17 protein-coding genes are annotated in these 21,558 nt (G+C 36.9%); 6 read left to right on the forward strand and 11 right to left on the reverse strand.

Translation table 11 applies throughout. The features are described 5' to 3' along the window. Window positions 1-85: 85 nt before the first annotated feature. Window positions 86-2,053, reverse strand: a complete 1,968-nt coding sequence (locus tag IV57_RS07310; RefSeq protein WP_057880860.1) for a hypothetical protein — start codon at window positions 2,051-2,053, stop codon at window positions 86-88. Window positions 2,054-2,365: 312 nt separating this feature from the next. Between IV57_RS07310 and IV57_RS07315 the strand changes: the two genes are divergently transcribed. After that, window positions 2,366-3,391 carry a MucBP domain-containing protein gene (locus IV57_RS07315; protein ID WP_057880861.1) on the forward strand — a complete coding sequence of 342 codons (1,026 nt, stop codon included), beginning with the start codon at window positions 2,366-2,368 and terminating at the stop codon, window positions 3,389-3,391. A gap of 178 nt (window positions 3,392-3,569) precedes the next feature. Here the strand turns inward: IV57_RS07315 and IV57_RS07320 are convergent, their stop codons facing one another. The 3 genes from IV57_RS07320 to IV57_RS07330 form a co-directional block, all read right to left on the reverse strand. After that, window positions 3,570-4,499: an AEC family transporter gene (locus tag IV57_RS07320; RefSeq protein WP_057880862.1), complete on the reverse strand. Its 930-nt coding sequence runs from the start codon at window positions 4,497-4,499 to the stop codon at window positions 3,570-3,572. A gap of 240 nt (window positions 4,500-4,739) precedes the next feature. Next, window positions 4,740-6,023, reverse strand: coding sequence for an RNA polymerase factor sigma-54 (gene rpoN / locus IV57_RS07325; RefSeq protein ID WP_057880863.1), 1,284 nt, complete (start codon window positions 6,021-6,023; stop codon window positions 4,740-4,742). Window positions 6,024-6,181: 158 nt separating this feature from the next. Beyond that, window positions 6,182-6,772, reverse strand: coding sequence for a TetR/AcrR family transcriptional regulator (locus IV57_RS07330; protein ID WP_057880864.1), 591 nt, complete (start codon window positions 6,770-6,772; stop codon window positions 6,182-6,184). A 150-nt stretch (window positions 6,773-6,922) separates the two neighbouring features. Between IV57_RS07330 and IV57_RS07335 the strand changes: the two genes are divergently transcribed. The 5 genes from IV57_RS07335 to IV57_RS07355 all read left to right on the forward strand — a co-directional run bounded on the left by IV57_RS07335 (window position 6,923) and on the right by IV57_RS07355 (window position 15,013). Beyond that, window positions 6,923-9,490 carry a YhgE/Pip domain-containing protein gene (locus tag IV57_RS07335; RefSeq protein WP_057880865.1) on the forward strand — a complete coding sequence of 856 codons (2,568 nt, stop codon included), beginning with the start codon at window positions 6,923-6,925 and terminating at the stop codon, window positions 9,488-9,490. A gap of 381 nt (window positions 9,491-9,871) precedes the next feature. Continuing rightward, window positions 9,872-12,907: a SpaA isopeptide-forming pilin-related protein gene (locus IV57_RS07340; protein WP_057880866.1), complete on the forward strand. Its 3,036-nt coding sequence runs from the start codon at window positions 9,872-9,874 to the stop codon at window positions 12,905-12,907. A 201-nt stretch (window positions 12,908-13,108) separates the two neighbouring features. After that, window positions 13,109-13,537 (forward strand): SLAP domain-containing protein, encoded by a 429-nt coding sequence (locus IV57_RS07345; protein ID WP_057880867.1) that lies wholly within the window; start codon window positions 13,109-13,111, stop codon window positions 13,535-13,537. A 204-nt stretch (window positions 13,538-13,741) separates the two neighbouring features. Next, entirely contained in the window at window positions 13,742-14,065 is a 324-nt protein-coding gene (locus IV57_RS07350) for an SLAP domain-containing protein (protein ID WP_057880868.1), read from the forward strand. A 192-nt stretch (window positions 14,066-14,257) separates the two neighbouring features. Further along, window positions 14,258-15,013, forward strand: a complete 756-nt coding sequence (locus tag IV57_RS07355) for an SLAP domain-containing protein (RefSeq protein WP_057880869.1) — start codon at window positions 14,258-14,260, stop codon at window positions 15,011-15,013. A 157-nt stretch (window positions 15,014-15,170) separates the two neighbouring features. On the opposite strand, the gene citG is transcribed toward IV57_RS07355, so the two are convergent. The 7 genes from citG to IV57_RS07390 are packed head-to-tail and all read right to left on the reverse strand — an operon-like array spanning window position 15,171 to window position 21,551. Further along, entirely contained in the window at window positions 15,171-15,983 is an 813-nt protein-coding gene (gene citG / locus IV57_RS07360) for a triphosphoribosyl-dephospho-CoA synthase CitG (RefSeq protein ID WP_057880870.1), read from the reverse strand. Then, window positions 15,974-16,516, reverse strand: coding sequence for a citrate lyase holo-[acyl-carrier protein] synthase (gene citX, locus IV57_RS07365; RefSeq protein ID WP_057880871.1), 543 nt, complete (start codon window positions 16,514-16,516; stop codon window positions 15,974-15,976). Before citX ends, citG begins: the two co-directional genes overlap by 10 nt. A gap of 10 nt (window positions 16,517-16,526) precedes the next feature. Beyond that, window positions 16,527-18,068, reverse strand: coding sequence for a citrate lyase subunit alpha (gene citF / locus IV57_RS07370; protein ID WP_057880872.1), 1,542 nt, complete (start codon window positions 18,066-18,068; stop codon window positions 16,527-16,529). Then, a complete protein-coding gene (citE, locus tag IV57_RS07375) occupies window positions 18,058-18,960 on the reverse strand; it encodes a citrate (pro-3S)-lyase subunit beta (protein ID WP_057880873.1) in 903 nt (300 codons plus the stop codon). Before citE ends, citF begins: the two co-directional genes overlap by 11 nt. After that, window positions 18,960-19,253, reverse strand: a complete 294-nt coding sequence (citD, locus tag IV57_RS07380; RefSeq protein WP_057880874.1) for a citrate lyase acyl carrier protein — start codon at window positions 19,251-19,253, stop codon at window positions 18,960-18,962. The genes citE and citD overlap by 1 nt, the downstream gene beginning before the upstream one ends. Continuing rightward, window positions 19,243-20,253, reverse strand: a complete 1,011-nt coding sequence (gene citC, locus IV57_RS07385) for a [citrate (pro-3S)-lyase] ligase (RefSeq protein WP_057880875.1) — start codon at window positions 20,251-20,253, stop codon at window positions 19,243-19,245. The genes citD and citC overlap by 11 nt, the downstream gene beginning before the upstream one ends. Window positions 20,254-20,264: 11 nt before the next feature. After that, window positions 20,265-21,551, reverse strand: a complete 1,287-nt coding sequence (locus tag IV57_RS07390; RefSeq protein WP_420806323.1) for a 2-hydroxycarboxylate transporter family protein — start codon at window positions 21,549-21,551, stop codon at window positions 20,265-20,267. Window positions 21,552-21,558 lie beyond the last annotated feature (7 nt).

Consider the following 21,558-nt stretch of genomic DNA (forward strand, 5'->3'; position numbering starts at 1 on the left):
AGTGGTGCTTACTAAAAAGGCTGAAAACTTAATGTTTTCAGCCTTTTTTTTATCCTTACTCTTGATTCAGAGAAAGAGCACTTGGTCAAATACTATCTTCAATTGACCAATTCAAAGTAGTTGAATATGTCCCTGCTACATTCCACTTAGATTCTAGAAATAACAGAATTCCATTATCCTCATCCCAACCAAGTGAAATCAATTCTTCATCGGCTTGCGTTTCAGTAACAGCGACTGGTCCTTCATCCAAATTCTTATAATGACCATTATCGTAATATCTCAATTGCCCTGCAAAGACATCTCCGTTAGCAGTTTGAAGTGCCCCATCTTGGACAACGACAATTTTAACCGGCTTTTTGTTTCTCCGCATATCCTCAACTTCCACAACATTGTTAGGTAGATTCAGTTCAGCTTGACGAGTAAGTGTTTTTGCGGAACTGATACCGTTGATTGTTCCATAATCAATATCTTGTACTTGCTTGATCACGGCAGTATCTGTTGTATAGTTGATTATTTCATCATCTCCAACCTTTTGATAAGTAGAATCATCACTATCTGATGTTCCATAAATATAGGGAATCAATCGGAAACTTTCTCGAGCCGTGATCCCTGAAACCATCGTTTCAACTTCAATCTGATGGCTGTCATTTATCTTGAAGTTTAACCCTGAAATAATTAAATCATTACTTCCAGTTGCATAATTATGTTTCATCTCATAATTATCTGAATTAACATCCTCACCATCAACTTTTACACTAGTGACTCTTGTACCAACTCGCAGTGGCAAAACATACTTAGCATCCGATAAGGTACCAGATGTACTCTTATTAGTTACCGTATCGTTATAAGTGATCACATCATTATTATTTACACCAAATAACATCGTACTTGAGTTACTTCCGTCATTAAAAGTATTGTTAGTTAAAGAGTTAGTCATTTCAATGTCAGGTCCGCCGACAGGTGTAACGTGTAACAAAGCATCATTTGTGGTGTAGGAATAATTTTTACCACTGTATTTAACTTTAATAGTAGCTGAATATAACGTTCCATCATCATCTAAGGTTGTTTTAGGCGTAGTGTACGACAAATCATGTGGATCGGTAGTCGTTATCTTCCCTCGCACATGAGTAATAGGATCTTCTTTATACCACTCAACTGAATAATTAGTATCCTCGCCTTCCTCATCTAAATCACCGATATTCCCTCGCAAATCAAAAGCAGCAGTTTTACCAGCTTTAACAGTCTGATCATCCAGACCACCACCGATAGTAACTTCCTTTTCACCCGTAATATCTGCTCCCACAGGATTATGCATTGTTGCTGTTACCATAACCTTTCCAGAAAGTCCCTTGGTGTTAGCGGTAATTAAACCGGATTCTTTATCGATCGTGGCTAAATTAGTATTATCAATGCTCCAAGAAACATCACCTGTAAAATTAGCTGGGGTGGGAATTGCATGAGCATATGTTTCATTGGAGACAATCTCATTGGGCGAATTATATAAATAATCATCATCTGTCGTAACTTTAACTTCTTGTGCATCAACCGGCTCTGGAACCGCGTGAACTGTCGCTACATTTGAATATAAATGTGAGGCTGTTGTCCATCCAGTTGGTGATTTCCAATAAGTATCCAATTGATAATAAGTTGTCCCTGCTTCTTTGGGTTCAACCTTTAAATTCTTATTTTTTCCATTATCATTTTTGGGAACCTCTCCCCAGGTTTTTCCATCAGTTGATTGATACCACTGATACTTCTTGTTATGAAATGCTGTTGCCCACTGGACTGCCATTGACCGTCCAGCCTCTGAATAAATTGATTTAAATTTTCCTGCTTCAATATAGGTTGTTTGTTCTGGTTGTAAAATATATCCACTACTAAGCCAAATACCTAAGAATCTAGTCGCATTCCCACTAGGTTTTTTATATGGTGTAACTTCAGTCGTTTTGGCTTCTCCAGCCTTAACTTGTTTGTATCTCCGATTGAAGGCTGAAGCTGACAAAAGAGAAATAAAAACAAGAATCAAGAGCCAACGTTTGTTTAGCTTCCTCATGATGTAACCTCTTTCATCTTAATTAGTAGGAAAATTATATCACAATACAAATTGTCTATTAGCTCATTTTTGGCAACATTATTTTTTATAACGCGATTCATTTTATGAAACAAATTATTTGACATAGTGACTCAGGATTATCCAAATATTAACTATCAATCAAACCAATTATTTACGATTTGTAATGTTTAAAATTTCCTTTACTCTTTATTATTTTTCCTTTAAATATCATTAAGATACCTATATAAAGGGAATTTTAATAATTCTTTCATGGTAGACTTACATTAATTTAAATGCTAGAAGGGAATTATTATGGGAAAGAAAGATGCAACCAAGCACTTTTCCCATAACGGGGAAAGAACTATGGAAAATGATGTACTCACACCTAAAGTAAGAAAAATAGCTCGCGATGATATCAATATCAAGGTCCATTACGTTGATTCTTTAGGCAAAGATATCACCCAACCAACTACGATCAAGGGCCATTATCTAGATAAGTTAGATATTCCTTGGAAAGAAATACCAGGATATGTTTTGTCATCTGTTACTAACTTTCAACAAACATTCATCCCTAATTCTGACGGAATTTATCTAGTTTATGCTAGTCAATTATCAGCTCCTGTGATCGTTTATCACCGTAATACTGATGGTAATTTAATTTCCGATCCACAGTATTTGATTGGTGAGTTAAATCGCAAATTCGATACTAAACCTTTAGACGAAGCCAACCACTTCTTGATCCATTCGCCCAAAAAAGCTAATGGTCAATTCACACAAAAGGTCCAAGAGCAAGAATATGTTTATAACGTTTTACCAATTAGAGATTATAAAATAGATAAAAATTTATTTATCGAAACAAATAACAATGTTAAAGTTTATAACCAGCCATTAAATAAGGTTCCACTTGAAAAGACTTTGCCTTATGGTACAACCTGGAAAGCTTACCGTGCTGTACAGGAAACTTATAACAATACTGTTTGGTACAATCTTGGTGGAAATACTTGGATTCCTAGTACTGAAAGTATTAAACCTAAGATCATCAAGCAAATCTCTACTCGTCAAGAAATGTTGAAGAGCCCCTTGGCTGAAACTGCCAGTAATATTAGCTACACTTACTCAGTTATTGACAGTATGGATATCAACCGTTCAGTCAAAGTAATGTACTATTCTGACCAATATATTACTGCTTGGAAGACACCTTACGGCGACATGGATAATCAACGCTATCGTGGCGAACAAGAAGTTTTTGTTAAAAAAATCGTTCAACTAGACAATTACAGTGTTTGGGCTGAACTTGACGATGGGTATTATATTGAAAGTAAATATTTAAATCTATAAAATGCTTTTTCCTAAAATTCGGTTAAAAATTCTAAATCAAAAAATCACACCATATTATTGTTGTTCATCCCCTAGGATTCCTAAACAATAATGTAGTGTGATTTTTTTTGCCATTAGGCAATGGATATCTTGATAGAAACAGCTTAACAGGCGTGGATTTTTTACGCTAACAAGTTTCTTAAATATTTCCCAAAGCAAAAACTAATGGAATCGTAATTAAACTCAAAATAGTTGATAAACTCATCAACGAAATTGCTGGTGCTGTATCTCCTTCTGCTTGCAAAGTAAACAAGACTACCAACCCTGCAGCTGGACAAGCAGCCATTACGATTGTCGTGTAGAATGCTATTCCAGAAACACCAACTAATTTCAAAATAACGATGCCTATTATAGGAAAGATTAAATTACGCAGTAAGATCGTCAAACCAATTTCTTTGTTCAACATATCCCGGCTAAATTTAATATTAGCCAAACTATTCCCGATCACGATCATTGACAATGGTGTATTGATCGAACCGACATATTTAATAACTTGGTTTGGAATACCTGGAATTTTGATTGAAAAGACAAAAATAATAATTCCGATAAAAATGGCGACAATATTAGGATTAAACAATACTTCCCGCCAATCGGTTTTCTCAACTGTTCCATTATCATTATCCTGAAACAGTGATACCCCCTGTGTCCAACTGAAGATATTAAAGGCTGCCAATGATACGACAGCGAAGAAAACTCCTTCAGAACCAAATAAGGCACTGATCAAAGGTATCCCCATAAATCCGGCATTAGAATAAATACTGCCATACTGAGTGATTCTTCGGAGATTTTTATTCTGCAAACGTCCAAAAATCAATTTAGCAACAATAATTTCAATAATATAGAGAATAAATACTCCCACAATTGCTAATAAAAATTGTTTGATCCGATTTCCTGAATACGGCTGTTCAAAGGCATTCACGATCAAACAAGGCGAAACTATATATAACAAGACGTTAGTTAAATCACTTGATGTCTGTGCATGCATAAATTTTAACTTGTTGATCAAAACTCCTACTAGCATTAAACAGAACATCAAAACAATTTGGTTAATCAGTTGTCCAATATTCATATGATGTACTCCCCTTTAGTTAACCCATTATACAAATATTTCATGCCAAAAAGAAAGCCTGACCAGAAAAGAGCTGGCACAATTGAGCTTGCTCTGATTAAATATTCATTTTTTTGTTTTTAAAATATATCGATGATAAAAGGCTATACCAAGTCAAAATTGGTATAGCCTTTTATCATTATTTTAAACAAATTTAATATCATCAAATTATTTTTGACTGACTAGCAAGTAACAGAAAAACTATACCCTACGACGACTTGTTGCAGGAAATCCTAATTGCTCACGATACTTAGCAACTGTCCGACGAGCAATTTGTAGCCCATCAGCAACTAGCTTTTCAGAGATAACCTGATCACTGAGTGGTTTAGTTTTATCCTCAGCATTCAACATAGCCTTAATTTTAGTTTTCACTTGATCAACTGATTGTTCCTTACCCACAGTAACTTTACTACGACGGGAGAAGAATTCTTTCAATTCGAAAATACCAAAATCAGTTTGAATATATTTTCCATTGATTGTCCGACTAACAGTTGACTCACTCATTTGTAGTTTTTGGGCAACATCACGAATCAACAATGGCTCCAAAGCATTCGTTTCTTGCATAAAGAACTTATATTGAGCCTTAACAATACACTTACCGATAATAGAAACAGTATCGATTCGACGTTGTAAATTGTATTCCAAAGTCTTGTATTGATTATATTTACTGCGAATATATTTTTCGACATCCTCATCTGTTGATTCTTTCAAACGATCATAAGTTTCCTCAGCAAAAATCAATTGTGGTTGACCATATTTAGTTACCGATAAAGTCAATTTATCATTATTCTTTTTAACTTGTAGTTCTGGTACAACGTACTGTTCATTTTGCGAAGTATAGCGTTGTCCCGGATTAGCTGAAAGTGACTGAATAAAGTTAACATCATCTTGTAATTCAACGTTCGATAACTTCAAAGCCCGCTTCAATTTTTTCCATTCATGTTTAGTAAATAATTCAAAATTATCACTCAACATCGATAAAACAGCTTTATCAGCATTATCGGCCTCAGCCTGTAAGTATAGACATTCTTGCAAGTCTCTTGCACCGATCCCAGGAGGATCTAATTGATGTAATAACGTCTTTGCATCCAGCAACATAATTGGCGTAATATCTTTCACTTCTTCAAAAATCTCTTCATCAGATAATGTTAAATAACCATTGGGATCAAGCTGTTCAATCAGATAAACTACTAAATCACGTAATGGTGTCTTACGCATTGTCAACTGAACTTGATCCAACAAATACTCAAAGAGTGATTGTTGATCATCCATGATTTGATAAGATGCACTTGTTTCGTCATCATCAATAAATGGCATATCCAAATTCACATGAACATCGAATAACGGATTTTCCAAACTCTGCTCACTTAAATAATCGGCCAAATCAATGGCATCCGATTGCAAAATTAAAATTGATTGTCGCATTCCTTGCGTTAAAGACAACCCTTGAACTTGTTTTTGATTAACTCTTTGTTTAAGTTCCATCAGGTTCCCTCCCCTCTATTAATTAATAAATCGGAACCCCATAAGACAATTTGTATATCGAAAGGACATCACATTTCTGTTGTCTTAAAAACGTTTCCAATATAATAACTAATACAATGATAGCGCTTTTTTATTGATTTGTATTTATTCTCAAAAAATTATTTTCGGACATTTTTAACCACATCTACAAATGAACTCAGACCACTGGCATTTAAACGGATCAATCGGTCTCGAAATTCATTTTTATCCAGATTAACTTGATCACCATTGTAAATTCTAAATAGCATCAATGTATTTCTGATCAGAAAACTAGCACAGATAAAAGAATCCAATTTGGAAATATCAAAAGATTTATATAAGGCTTTGGCAAAACCTTCTGCCACCTTCGATTCAACCTTTCGAGCTAAAAAACTATAATCAACCGAGGTCATCATAAATGAATAAAACTCCCGCGATTGTTGAAAGAAGTCAAATATTTTATCGAAGACATAACCTGGTTTTGATAAACTCTCCGCCAAAGGTTTCTCAGTGATCAATTGTAAAAGTTGATCGGAGATTTCATCTACTACGGTACTAGAGAAATCATCGATCGAATCATAGTGTAGATAAAAGGTTTTACGATTGATCCGTGCCGTTTCCGTTAATTCTTTGACCGTAATATTACGATAGCTCGTCGTGCTAGCGAGTTTTCTGAAAGCTGATTGCAACGCTTGATTAGTCTTCTGTACTCGTCGATCAATTTTTTTCATCAATTTTCATCCTTTTTTCATTTTTGTAGATATTACACACATTGTGTATTTATGTTGTGGAATTAAATTAACGATGCCTTTATTATTTAAGCCACAGCTGTGTATTATTTATCACGCCAACTATAACATATTTTATAAAGAGGTAAAGCAATGATTAAAGAAGAATGGAAATACCTACTCAAGCACAAGCTGATCATGATTGTGTTTACTGTTATGATCTTTATTCCATCAATATATTCTGTAACTTTTCTAAAATCAATGTGGGATCCTTACGGTGAACTCAAGAATCTTCCCGTAGCTGTCGTTAATAACGATAAAAGCGTTAGCTATCAAGGTACAGAATTAAAAATCGGAAAGGATCTAGCAAAGAATTTGGATAAATCCCAAGCCATGGATTTTCATGTTTTGAAATCCAGAACTGCTGCTAATAAGGGACTGACTGATGGTAAGTATTATATGATCATTACCATCCCCAAAGATTTTTCTAAAAATGCAACAACATTATTAAATAAACAACCCAAAAAGATGGTTTTAAACTACGAAACGAGTGCTGGTCATAACTTTACAGCTTCCAAAATGACCGCTTCAGCAGCTCAACAAGCAGCTCAATCTGTTTCGGAACAAGTTACTAAGACTTACTCGAAAACAATGTTTAACTCTATCAAACAAGTCTCTAAGGGTATGAAAACTGCTGCAAATGGTAGTAAAAAACTTGCCGTCGGAAATACCAAAGTTGAATCTGCTAATCAGCAAATAACAACTGGTTTAAATACCTTATCATCTAGTTCCCTTACCTTCTCTAATGGTGCTAAAACTCTAAATCAAGGTCTGGATCAATATATTTCTGGAGTCAATCAAGTTGCTAACGGTTCACAAACCTTAACAAATGGACTTCAGCAGCTTAATAACAAATCAATGACACTTGCTAGTGGCGTTGACCAACTGACAAATGGTAGCAACTCTTTAACATCTGGTATTGAAAATTATGCCTCAGGTGTCGATTCAGTTAACTCCGCTGCCAGTTCATTAAATTCTGGTGCCAATACTTTAACTAGTGGAACTGATCAGTTATCAAATAGTTCCATTGTTTTAAATACTGGCTTAGGGCAATTACAGACAGCCAGTCAAGAATTGACTACTAATCTACAAAAAGTCAGTGCCGGTCTGAACGGCAGTACAGCACAGTTAGCTGGTTCTATTGATAATCTCCAATCTCAATTGGCCAACAATAATACCAACCAAGCAACCGCCATTAAATCAGATTTAACTAACTTGCAGCAAGCAATTTCAAATCAAAATAATAATAGTACCAATACCGCCACTAAGGTGGCTCAGGTTGCTGATCAGCAAGGACTAACTGCCACTCAAAAAGATGCTATTTTAGGAGCCGTTACTAATTCAAATGATGACAGTTTAAATCAGGCCGCAACTGCCTTAAGTACCGACCTTAATAACCTAACCAACACTCAAGCCAGTATGACAAACCAAATCAACAATCTTCAAGGTTCACTGAATGATTCTCAAACTAATTTATCCACTACAATTGCCCACCTAGCTGCTGGTTCTGAACAACTAACGACGCAATTAGAAACCGCCACTAATGGTATGAATCAATTGAATACCGGTATTGGTGCTATCAATGCCTATACAGCCAAACTGGCACAAGGAACTAATCAACTGAGTGCCGGTACCAATCAATTGGCAAGTAATAGTTTTTCACTTACAAACGGCGCCAATACGTTAAACTCCGGTATCAGTTCTATGAACACACAGATGCCAAGTTTAACTGCTGGTGTCGGTCAGTTAGCATCTGGTGCTAATACTCTGAATTCCGGTATTTCTCAATTAGTTACCACTGGTTCACAACTTACTAACGGTGCTAATCAACTAAATAGTGGTGCTGACCAAATTGCTAGTGGTGCTCAAACCTTGGCGACAGGATCTACACAAATGGGTTCTGGTATCGGTCAAGTTACTGATGGTAACAATACGTTGGCTAAACAATTAGCAGCTGGTGCCCAAAAATCGAATATCAAGGCTACCAATCTAACTTATGATCAAATTGCTAAACCAACAACTACTAAACATAAAGAGCGCGACACAGCACCAAACAATGGTACTGGGATGGCTCCATATATGTTGTCAGTTTCCTTGTTTGTCGGAGCCCTAGCCTTTAATCTGATGTTCGATATCTATACCCCAAGAAAATTTCCTAAAACTGGTATCGCCTGGTGGGCCAGTAAAGCAACTGTTACTGGCACTTTTGTTGTCGGTGAAAGCTTAGCTGTCTTCGCTCTGCTTTGTGCTATTGATGGCTTAGCACCTGTTCAAACCTTCGCTACATTTATCATGTTACTTTTGACTGGATTAACGTTTATGTCAATCGTCTACTGGTTAAATTTGGTTTTAGGAAAAGTTGGGTCTTTCCTAAGCATGATTCTCTTAGTCTTTCAATTAGGGAGCTCTGCCGGTACTTATCCAATTCAACCATCGAATCATTTCTTCAATGCAATTCACCCTTGGTTGCCAATGAGTTATACCGTTGATGGTTTAAGACAAACCTTAATGATCGGTGATTCAGCTATTCCCGATATGATGATTCTCTTAGAAGTAACATTAGTCTTTTCATTTATGAGTATCCTCTTCTTCATCCGCAGAAAGACACATATCAAGGAAATCGATTTTACTAAAGAAAGTGCTGAGCATTCTTTGACCTAGATATAAATTCACAAATAAATATCCTTAAATCATTAGATATGGTTTAAGGATATTTTTATGGCTATTTTAAAATTGGTATACATTAGAATCATTGTTGCTACGGTATTAAATAATAAATGGTCATATTTTTTAACTTCTTTCAATTCTCGTTTTATACTCTAGTTGTAAAAAAGTATAAGGGCAATTCAAAACAATTCATAGGGTGGATTTCACAAGGAATCCATTAGCTTATTGTGTTTTTTTACAATTAAATGAATTTAAAATCAAATTTCAAATTGTTAAGGTTTGGCAATCTGGAATATCTCCGATAAATGATTTTAATGACACTACTTGAAACAAAAATGAGCTTATAAGAAAGTTCTCTAATGGAGATTATCTATAATGAAAATCAAGAAATCACTACTTTTTATATCTATGGTTGGTTTATTCCTAGCGTTTCTGTTCATCTTAATGCCCCACGGTAATATCGTCGGTGCAGCAACCACCACGCAACCTCCAGCTACAAGTGCAACAGTTTCTCCACCTGTAACTAAATCAGCCGTTGCACCGCCAGTAACTCAAGCGACAGCCACTCCACCAGTAAAAACTGATACTGCGGTTCCTGCCAAAGAAATCCAAGTTAATGGATTAAATGGTTCAGATGCTACAGTTACTGATATAACTGGTAACGTTGTTAAACCAGGTGATGATTTATTTGCTTGGTTCGACTACGATATCAATTACGACTGGTCTATTCCTGATGGCGTTCAAATCAATGCTGGCGATACGACTAGTTTTCAATTACCTGATGGCGTCGCAGCCCCTGGTAATTTGAGTTTTCCTATTAAAGATTCCAATGGTAATGTAATTGGTACAGCTGTTATTAAAGCCGGGGAAACTTCTGGTACGATCACATTCAATGATGCACTTGAAAATACTTCCGTTGATCGTAAAGGTACTTTGCATCTTATCTCTAGAGGTACTGTCACTGACAATGGTAACGATGGTGCTAATTGGATGTTCAACAAAGGCGGCTGGGTCGCTGGTTACGATCCCACAGGCAATGTTAATGAATTAACTTGGAACCTTGCGTTCAATCCTAATTCACATGCCCTAAAGAACGTCGTTATTACTGATATTCTTGGTCCTGGTCAAGAATATGTTCCTGGTTCATTGACAGCTAATGCCGGTTATTATCAAGATGGTAAATTTATTAGCAATGGTCAACAGTTGAATCCTGTTGTGACTGTTGAGGGCAACAATATCAAGATTTCCTTCCCTGGAACAATTGACTCTGCAGTTGATATCTATTACAGAGTTAAAGTAAAACCTAACGCTGACGGCACTACGACTTGGACTAACCACGCAAATATGGGTTCAAGTGAAGGTGATTACAATGCTGAAGCTTCAGTATCTTGGGGTGGCAGTGGTACCGGTGGAGGCAGACCTGTTGGTAGTGTTTCATTTACCAAAGTTGATGCCGTTACTGGTTCTGGATTGCCTGGTGCTGAATACAAATTAGTTAATGATGAAACTGGTACAGTTATTATGACCAATGTAACCACTGACGAAAATGGTCAAATCAATCTCAAAAATCTTCCAATGGGCTCATACACATTAACAGAAGTTAAAGCTCCTGATGGTTATGAATTGAACCCAACGCCTATCAAATTCACATTAACTGATGATGGTGGACCTTTGAATCTTACTTTAAGTCAAAAAGATCCTGCTCAACTCGGATCGGTAGTTTTAAAGAAACGTGACCCTGCAAATGGTAATCCTATCCCTGGCGCTACTTTCAATTTGCTAGATAGCACTGGTAAAATTATCAAAGAAGGATTAGTTTCCGATGCTACGGGTGAAATTGCCGTTTCAGATCTACCATCTGGCGACTATTCATTCGTTGAAACACAACCTGCCGCAGGTTATGAAGCTAATAAGACTCCTATCAACTTCACAATTACTGCTGGTCAAACAACACCAACTGTTGTTACCATGAATGACCCAGCCATTAATGTTCCTGATAAAACTGGTAATATCATCTTGACTAAGGTTGATGCTAAGGTCAATAAGCTTTTACCTGGTGCTGTCTTTGATTTATTAGATAGCGAAGGTAAAGTTATTGAACATGATCTAGTTACTGATGAACATGGTCAAATCAATATTGATAAGTTACCTGCTGGTGAATATACATTGGTTGAAACAAAAGCCCCCGATGGTTATGAAATCAACAATAACCCTATCAAGGTTGTGGTTTTACCTGACGATGATACTTCTGTAGAAGTTGAAGATAGTGAAACACCTGGTGAACCTGGCGTTGTAATACCTCCAATTATTACACCTGAACCTGAGCCACCTGTTACTTCACATACTGGTTCTGTCACCTTAACTAAGGTCGATGAATTGACTGGTGAGTCTTTACCTGGTGCCATCTATGATTTATTAGACAGCAATGGCAAAGTTATTCAAAGCAATTTAACAACCGATGAAAATGGTAAATTTGTTATCCCTGATTTACCTGCTGGTGATTACTCATTAGTTGAAACAAAGGCTCCTGATGGCTACGATTTGAACAAAGATTCCATCAAATTTACAGTTACTGAAGATCAAAATACCGACGTAACTGCTAAAGACTTTGAATTAATCGACGAACCTGAACCAGGTACTGGTTCTGTTACTTTAACTAAGGTTGATAAAGCAACCGGCCATTCTTTACCTGGTGCCGTCTTTGATCTATTAGACAGTAAGGGCAAAGTTATTCAAAGTAATCTAACAACAGATAAAAATGGTAAAATTGTTATTCCTGATTTACCTGCTGGTGATTATTCATTAGTTGAAACAAAAGCTCCTGAGGGTTATGAAATTAATAAGGATCCTATTAATTTCACAATTACCGAAGACCAAAATACTAATGCAACTGCTAAAGATACGAAAGAACCCGAAGGACCTGGTGAAATTGTTCCTCCAGTTAAACCAGAGCCTCCTGTAAAACCCGAACCTCCAGTTAAACCTGAACCTCCAGTTAAACCCGAACCTCCAGTTAAACCCGAACCTCCAGTTAAACCCGAACCTCCAGTTAAACCCGAACCACCTGTTACTCCTGAACCTCCGGTTGAACCTGAAACTCCTACACCAGAACCTCCAGTCGTAGAACCTGAAGAACCTGGTGAAGTTATTCCTCCTAGCTATCCAGAGATTCCTGGTACCGGAACTCCTGGTACTACTGGTCCTACTACTCCAGAACCTGGCGTTGTTTTACCTGGCGGCGGTAGTGGATCATCTACCGGAAATATCGGTAATCCTGGTTCAAGTTCATCATCTGGTGAAGAAGGCAAATTACCACAAACAGGCAACACAAGTGGCTTGTTTATGATGATCATTGGTTTGTTCACAGCTATGTTCTTAATCCTTAAACATATGATTAAAAAACTTAGTTAACCCTTTTAACTAAGTGAAAATTAATCCCCTTACCAATTTGACTATCCCCATCGACCGCCTGACTAGCAAGGAGATTTTTTTGTTATCCTCATATACGGAATGGCTACACAACATATAACACTTTAATTAAGTAATAAGTTATTATGTTTCTTGATAACAGGGTATTAATAATGTATGTTCCGTTCAAAGGAGATAACTATTATGAAATTACTTCAAAAGAGTCTTCTATTCGCTACTATTATCGGCGTTGGTGCTGGGGTAACCAGTATTCCCACCATCAACAATGGCAATGTAACTGTTCAAGCTGCTACCATCAAAAATATGACTGCCAATGGTTTTTACTATAAAGTTGCCAAAGACAAATTTATCAAAGCTAGTGACGTTGAGATATTAAATAAAGATACTCAAAGTGATGCCAATATGATTCAAACTGATTCCGAAAATGATTATCGTTTGGAAGTTACTACTCCCAAAGCAAAACTATATAATCTTAAAGGTAAAGAAATCGACCACAAACTGGCTAAAGGAACTGTTTGTAAAATTGGTACCCAAGCTAGTTTCGATAACAGCACCTACTATAAAATTGCTAAGGATAAACTAGTCCAATCTCATGATAGCAGTTGGCTTTAGATTTATAATCCTCCCCCAAAAAGACCGATACCCCAAAATGCATCGGTCTTTTTTCATGCCATAGATACTTAAAATTCAAGGTATACTATATGGCTATACCCTCTACAACAAATATCCTTCCGGATAGGTTATTATGATTTCGATAACAAGATATTAATGAGCGAATGGTTATCAAATTTTTATAACGTATTGGAGATATGAATTATGAAATTAATCCAAAAGAGTCTTTTGTTTGCTTCATTGTTAGCTGTCGGTACTGGTGTAACGAGCATCCCAACAATTATCGGTAGTGGCGTTACTGTTCAAGCTGCCACTACTAAGGGAAAATTGAGTAAGATCAAGTCTACCAAGATCAAAATCAAGGTCGCTAAAGCTCAAGTCTATACTGAAACTGGTAAGAAGACTTCCAAATGCGTAACTAAGGGCAAAACTTGTAAGACAACTGAGAAGAACAAGCTCAAGGGTTGCACATACTACAAAGTTGGCAAAGATGAATTCGTCAAATCATCAGATGTTACTAAAGGATAATTTCAATATTTTAATCTTGAAATAGTCGATATGAATTAATATGTCGACTATTTTTTTGCAATAAAATATTGCTACCTTCAAAAAAATTTAACCAGCCACTTTACACAAAATTTACATCAATAAAACAATCTTTACAATTCAATATCTTATAATTATCTCTGTTATAAAAAAGAATTGAGGAGATACTTACATATGAGAATGGTTCAAAAAAGTCTTTTAATAGCCTCATTATTAGCTGTCGGTGCTAGTGCTACCACATTTACATCGATCATTAACCCTAATACAGTTAAGGCTGAAGTAAATTCTACAATTACTAATGCCACGGTAACTATAACTGTCCCTAGAGCCCAACTCTATGCTCAAAACGGAACACCATTAGATAGAGGCTTAACTCAAGGAACTGCTTGGCACGTTGATTCTCAAGCAAGTACCGCCATTGGTAATCTTTACCGTGTTTCTACTAACGCGTACGTTAGAGCCTCTGATGTTAACTTGTTGATTAATACACCCGGTATTGCTGAAAATAACCATCAAGGTATGGGACAAATCTTGATGCGTAATTATAACCTCAAGATTACTGCTCCCCAAGCCAAATTATATGATATGAATGGGAATGTGCTATCTCATGCTTTAACACAAGACACAACTTGGAAAGTCGGTATTCAAAATAATATTCCTAGTGGAACCTATTACAGCGTTTCTACAAACGAATATGTTAAAGCCTCTGACGTTTATCTATACAGCACCGTTCAAGCAGCACCTAAACAAACCATCACCATTACGACCAATTATGCTGCTCCAGTATCTAACCAATATGGTCAAATTATCCCTGGACGTTATCTTCCTGCCTACACATCTTGGGCAACTGATCATTACACAGTAATTAACAATGTTGGCTATCACCGTGTTAGTACCAATGAATATGTTAACGACTATTATGTCCGTTAAAATTTCCGTCTTCCACAACAAACTCGCTACTTGTTATTAATTTTAAATAAAAAAATCCAATCTTAACTGTTTACATTACCAGTTAAGATTGGATTTTTATTTGTTATTAAAACAATATTTTGTGGAAAACGGCAGTAAACCGCTCTCCAGAATATTTTTAAATCAAAAATAGATAGATCGTAATGATCAATAAATCGGCACTCCCACCGAGGCTGAGGTTATTTTCATTACAATAACTGTTCATATCATCCAATAACTCACGGCCCTCAGGATCACTACAACCCCCGACCTCTAAGATATTTTCAGCATACTTTTGAATATGTTCTAAGGATTCTAAGTTACCACGTTTAACCACATTGGAATCATAAGATTCTGACACGATCATCATTAAGGTATCTAGTAAAACACTACCAAAATCATTGCCAAAATGAGCTTTCAAAAATGGTAATGATTTTTCAAAAACAACTGGATAGCCCTTTTCAGCTTCACCACGAATACCTGTGATACCGTACTTGAGATACATTCTTTCGCCATTCGTTAAATTAGTCTTTTGATCCAAGTTTTGAAAATCATGCTCAGTCAGACCACGTAACATCTTCATCGAAACGGTGCGAATATTATCCTTATCGTATCCACCGGCAGCCAGTAAAATCCCTAAAGAGAAAATGGCCCCTTTATGTGTATTGACCTCTCCAGTAGCTTCAAACATCGTTTGTTCAGCTTTGATTCCGATAGGACGAATCGACTTAAATAACTCAGTCAAATCCTCTCCCTCAAAATCAATTCCAGCTTGAGCGAATTGTTTAAAGTATGGTTGTAGTGCCACCGCACTGTCGATAAATGTAAAGACATCCATATCCAAATGTGTTGAGTGATCTACAGGATCAACTAACCCTGGTTTGGGTTGAACATCTACTTCGTACAATAGTGCCTTCAATGCAGCGTTTGCTAAATGTGTGCTTAATTCCATAAAAACTCCAAGTTATTATTTATTAGTTTATTTATATAGCCTTGCATCTCGATCACACTATGCGTTCGACTTCGTGCGCAAACTTTGGCTGGTTTCTCACAAATCAGACATTTACGTGGTTGTTGATCAAAGTCCTTGCGGCTCAACGGATGTAATTCATTACTATATATTAAAACATCAATATCAAATAATCTACCAAATTCGTTATTATCCTCAAACTTGATTGCGTTTTCTTTAACACTACTGGTTGCTTCATTAATTACTACAAAGGCTTCTGGACCAGTTGCGATATCCCAAATCAATTGGTAGGACACCTTATATCCCGTTAAAAACTGTTTAAGTCCGCGTTTAAACACTTGGCTCAGATAATAATTATTTTTAATTGGTCCGGGAATATTTAACTTGGCATTGATCAACGATTGGTTATTTTCCAATTTTTTAAAAAGTAATTGCTGCTCCATAACACGAGCATCACGATTTTTTAAAACTTGGGTAATACTTTGTTCGATACCCTCAGAAAATACCTCAATCATAATCTTTCTCCTAGTCTTTAACTTGGTTAACTGTATCGATCAAAGTACCATCACGGTATTCGATCAAAGCAACTGGACGGTCAGTAAATTCAAGTGGTTCTGGCTTACCGACAACAGCTTCAGCACGCTTTTGAAGTTCTTCAATCGTATAAACAGGAACTCCGGGAACATTCTTCAAAGCAGCAATTAAATCAGTTCTCTTAGGGTTAATTGCGATACCAACCTCAGTAACAAGAACATCAATACTGTCACCTGGTGTAACAACAGTTGTCACGTCATTAACAACAGTCGCAATTCTTCCACGAACAAGTGGAGCTGAGATGATAGTCAACTTAGCGTTAGCGGCATCTTGGTGACCACCGATAGCACCACGTAAGACCCCATCAGAACCAGTCATAACGTTAACATTAAATTTCGTATCGATTTCCAAGGCTGACAAAATACATACATCCAATTGATTTACAGCAGCACCCTTGTTGTATGGATCAGCGTACCAAGAAGAATCAATTTCTTGTTGGTTTTCGTTGTTAGCCATACTTGCAGCAGCACCCTTATCGAAATCTTGTACATCAAGAATCTTGTCCACAAGACCTTCTTCAAGCAAATCAACAGTTGGTTTAGTAATTCCACCTAAAGCGAATGAAGCTTTGATATTCTTAGCAATCATTGATTTTCTAAGGTAACGGCTGACAGCAAGTGCAGCCCCACCAGAACCAGTTTGGAAACTAAAGCCATCTTTAAAGTATTCTGAATGAGTAATTACTTGGTTAACCATTTCAGCAATCTTTAATTCCTTAGGATCCTTAGTGAAACGAGTAGCACCTGAACCAATTTTGTCAGGATCACCGACTTTGGCAACTTTAACTACATAGTCAACTTGAGTCTGTTTGATACTTGCTGGAGTGTTGGGATAAGGCATGATCGTATCTGTCAAAAGGACAACCTTGTCAGCATATTTAGCATCCATCAATGAGTAACCCATTGAACCAAAGACAGCATCACCATGAATTGCATTAGCATTACCAAGTGCATCGGCGTTTGGTACACCTAAGAAGGCAACATCGATCTTGATATCACCGTTTTCGATAGCACGGGCACGGTTACCATGTGAACGAAGAACAACTGGGTCTTTTAAACCACCATGAGAAATGAAGTCACCCAATTCGCCACGCATACCAGAAGAAGTGATGTGTGAAACAGTTCCGGCTTTGATAGCCTTGATAACCATGTCATTCATGACATTAGTTAATGAACTTGGGGCAAGAGTTAAGTCTTGGAAACCTTCATTAATGATTTCTTGCATAACCATATTGAAGACAAAGTCACCTTCACGGAAATGGTGATGGAATGAAATTGTCATCCCATTCTTCAAACCAGTTTTAGCAATTACATCAGGAATTGAATCAACTAATTTGTTATCACCTTGAGTAACTTTGACGTTATGAGCGACGTAAGTTGTTTCAGGGTTACCAATTTCTGTTGTTTCAAAAGTTTTGTAGTTATCATCTTTTAAAATATTATCGGGAATTTCACGATTTACTTTATTTAGCATAGATATTACCATCCTCATCAACTAAATTTGAAGCTTTAGCTAAAGCCATAGTTCTTTCTGCACGGGCAACAACTGGTTTATCAACCATCTTACCGCGAAGTGAGATAACACCTGAGCCCTTCTTGTGAGCTTCTTCAATGGCGTTAAGAACGTCTTTAGCATTTCTAATTTCTTTTTCAGTTGGAGCATAAATTGCGTTAACTAGTGGAATTTGACGAGGATTAATAACTGATTTACCGTCAAAACCAAGTTCATGAATAATTTCAACTTCATGATTGAAACCATCAGTATTATCAACATCTGAATAAACAGTATCAAAGGCGGCGATTCCAGCAGCACGAGCACCATGTAAAATCATGTTACGAGCAAAAGCAAGTTCGGCACCATCTGGGTATCTGCGAGTCTTCATCATTGTGACATAATCTTCAGCACCAAGAGCAATACCGATCAAACGATCAGAGGCTTTGGCAATAGCTGGAGCATTCAAGACACCACCAGCACTTTCGATAGCAGCCATCATGTGTGTGCGACCAACTTCGATGCCAAAGAATTTTTCAGCTTCTTCGATAACCTTTTCAGTATCGATCACATCTTGAGCATCTTCAGTCTTAGGCAAACGGATAACTTGAACACCGGCTTTAACCATTGCGAAGATATCAGCTCGACCCATTTCTGTATCAAGACCATTGATTCTGACAACTAATTCTGACTTGCCATAGTCAACGTTTTGAAGTGCTTCAAAGACTAGCATTCTAGCAGTATCTTTTTCAGTCAAAGCAACTGAATCTTCCAAATCAAACATAATTGAATCTGCTCCATAGATACCAGCATCCTTGATCATAGCTGGGTTGTTACCAGGAACAAACATCATTGTTCTACGTAAACGTTCCATTATCCAAGTACCTCCCAATTAGGTTGATTCTTTGTATCAGTGGCACGTTGAATGGCAGCAATCAAACGAGCTTTGATAGTACAGTCCAAGGCACCCTTATCAACGGCACGAACTGTGACATCTTTGATATCGTAAGCAGCCAATAAGTCAGTAATAACTTTTCTGATTTGGTTACCAAATTGTTTTTCTACTTGTGAGTCGAGATTAACTTCAACCCCTGTACCCTTTGAAAGGGTGAATTGAATATCACTAGATTCCAAAGTTCCGGCTAGTGCTGTGTGCTTAATTTCCATCATTAATCCTCCTTAATAGTGTTTGTAAATTATCTTTAATAAACGTAAAGGTTGTTTCAGGAACATACTTTTGAATGGTTGCCAGATCAGAATCACTTATGGCCCGGCGAACCTTTGTGGCACTAATAATATCTGTATCAATGGCCTTACGATTGAGTATTTCTAACTCAACCTCTGGTGGCAAAATCTTTTGCATAGATTGGTTATAGATCTCGGTCGTTGGTGAATACGGTTCATCGCCAACAAAACGTTTGCTGATCTTCAAAGCTTTAGCAATGCGTTTGAATACTTGGGCATCTAATTGGGTCTGGTAAATTGCCACGTCACTTCTGCTCTTAATAAAGTATGAAGGGAAGGTGACAAAGCTGACCATGTACTGACCACCATTGACGACTTGAACATTTTTCAAATCCTTGGTTCCAGCTTTGATCAAAGCCATTCGTTCTGAGGTTTTGAACAATGAAGAATCTTGCGCAACGACAAAGACATAAACAGTATCACTGACTTTACTGGCCTGTTCAATTAAATAACGATGTCCCAAGGTGAAGGGATTAGCATTCATAACAATGGCCGAAATATTTTTCCCAGAAACCTTCGGTAACTCTTCAATGTATTGCTCAATTGAATAATCGCCAGTTTCCAGTAAAGTTGAATATTCTGTTTGAGCTACGACCTGAAAACCTAAGTAAACGAAACTTTGTTGATATTGTGGTTTGGTAAAAACGAAGATATGAAAGATATTTTGATTGGCTAACTCATTGATCAATGTAGAAACCAACTGATTAAAAGTATTGCCACCCTGAAATTTTGGATCAATTGCCAAATACTTCAAGACGTTCTCATAATAAGAACCAGTCGCAACTAACTTGTCATCTTCATAAATACCAAGCGTTTCCGTAATATCGTCAAGATTTTCAATAAAAAGACCTTCAGATTGAATCAAATCTTGCCATTGTTGATAATAATATGGATCTTTTAAATTTAATGTTCTTATATCCAAGATTTAAACTCCTAAGCGAAGAATCTCATTAGGAAAATTGACATGGTAACAGTGATGGCACCACCAAGACGAACAGCAACTTGAGCGAAAGGCATCAAGTTCATCCGATCTCCGGCTGCAAGAATAGCTAAAGCACCGGTACCACCTTGACCTGAACAACATGAAACAGCAATAGCTGTATCAACTGGGTACATTCCTAAGAATTTAGCACTGAAGAAAGCTGCCGCAACAATAGCTGTAACGGTAATGAAGATTGTGATCAACATTGGAACATTAGTGAAGACTGTGATCAATGATTTCCAAGGAGTCATTGCCACACCAACACCGAATAGTAAGAGTGGTGAAATACCTTTAACAGTCAAACTGTAAAGTGACTTTCCACCTTCTTGAATTGAATCAGGAATCCAACCAAGCATCTTACCAGCCATAACAACAATCAATAAAACGATAGGAGCTGGTAAATGGATGATACTGTTGACCCAGACACCAAGCATGTAAAGGGTAATTGCTAAGATACCAGAAACTAACATCTTAGTAATGTCAGCTGTATCTGACTTGGATGACAAACTACCAAGTTCATCATTGCCATCGTCAGTTTCAACTAAACGACCATTACCAGTTAAATTAGGCTTAACATCACCGATTTTCTTTAAGACACCGGCTTCAATAACAGCAACTAAACTACCTAACATAACACAGGGTAAAATTTGAGCGAAGATATTTTGTTGGCCCATAGAAATAATAGCTGCATATCCAAGTGACAATGGCAAAGCACCTTCACCAACACCACCAGCCATGATTGGAGCAACAATGAAGAAGTATGACTTGTAGGCTGAAAGTCCCATTAACATACCGACTCCCATACCGACAAGTGGTCCAACAACTTCACAGATCAAGAGAACAACAATGATTCGCATACTAGCTTGAATCAAAGTTTTCCGATTCATAGATGCAATACTACCAACAATTAAGAGTGCAATGAAAACAGCCAAGAAGTTGTTATTAGTCATAAAGCTACTTACAACTTTAGTCGTACTCTTTGGCAACCAGTTCATGTAAACCAAATATGAAGGTAAAAATGTAACAACTAAAACTTTTCCACCTAAGGAATTCAAAATGGGAATATGTTTCCCCACTTCTTCAAGAATGAAAGAAAATAACGTCATAATTCCGATGGCACCGATCATGTCATTGGGCATTTGGTTAGTAACCGTTAATAGAACATAAGCAACTAATAATAGTAGATAAAGTGGCATTGGAACAATTCCAACATTCAATGCCATAAATTTTTGAAAGATGTTTTTG

The sequence above is a fragment of the Companilactobacillus kimchiensis genome, from assembly GCF_001438805.1.
GTDB classification, from domain to species: domain Bacteria; phylum Bacillota; class Bacilli; order Lactobacillales; family Lactobacillaceae; genus Companilactobacillus; species Companilactobacillus kimchiensis.

Excerpts from the sequence above, each read along its gene's own strand:
- rpoN (WP_057880863.1), bottom strand. The coding sequence starts at position 6,023 with ATGGAACTTAAACAAAGAGTTAATCAAAAACAAGTTCAAGGGTTGTCT.
- IV57_RS07335 (WP_057880865.1), top strand. The coding sequence starts at position 6,923 with ATGATTAAAGAAGAATGGAAATACCTACTCAAGCACAAGCTGATCATG.
- IV57_RS07355 (WP_057880869.1), top strand. The coding sequence starts at position 14,258 with ATGAGAATGGTTCAAAAAAGTCTTTTAATAGCCTCATTATTAGCTGTC.
- IV57_RS07340 (WP_057880866.1), top strand. The coding sequence starts at position 9,872 with ATGAAAATCAAGAAATCACTACTTTTTATATCTATGGTTGGTTTATTC.
- IV57_RS07320 (WP_057880862.1), bottom strand. The coding sequence starts at position 4,499 with ATGAATATTGGACAACTGATTAACCAAATTGTTTTGATGTTCTGTTTA.
- IV57_RS07350 (WP_057880868.1), top strand. The coding sequence starts at position 13,742 with ATGAAATTAATCCAAAAGAGTCTTTTGTTTGCTTCATTGTTAGCTGTC.
- citG (WP_057880870.1), bottom strand. The coding sequence starts at position 15,983 with ATGGAATTAAGCACACATTTAGCAAACGCTGCATTGAAGGCACTATTG.
- citF (WP_057880872.1), bottom strand. The coding sequence starts at position 18,068 with ATGCTAAATAAAGTAAATCGTGAAATTCCCGATAATATTTTAAAAGAT.
- IV57_RS07330 (WP_057880864.1), bottom strand. The coding sequence starts at position 6,772 with ATGAAAAAAATTGATCGACGAGTACAGAAGACTAATCAAGCGTTGCAA.
- citE (WP_057880873.1), bottom strand. The coding sequence starts at position 18,960 with ATGGAACGTTTACGTAGAACAATGATGTTTGTTCCTGGTAACAACCCA.
- IV57_RS07345 (WP_057880867.1), top strand. The coding sequence starts at position 13,109 with ATGAAATTACTTCAAAAGAGTCTTCTATTCGCTACTATTATCGGCGTT.
- citX (WP_057880871.1), bottom strand. The coding sequence starts at position 16,516 with ATGATTGAGGTATTTTCTGAGGGTATCGAACAAAGTATTACCCAAGTT.
- citD (WP_057880874.1), bottom strand. The coding sequence starts at position 19,253 with ATGGAAATTAAGCACACAGCACTAGCCGGAACTTTGGAATCTAGTGAT.
- IV57_RS07310 (WP_057880860.1), bottom strand. The coding sequence starts at position 2,053 with ATGAGGAAGCTAAACAAACGTTGGCTCTTGATTCTTGTTTTTATTTCT.
- IV57_RS07315 (WP_057880861.1), top strand. The coding sequence starts at position 2,366 with ATGGGAAAGAAAGATGCAACCAAGCACTTTTCCCATAACGGGGAAAGA.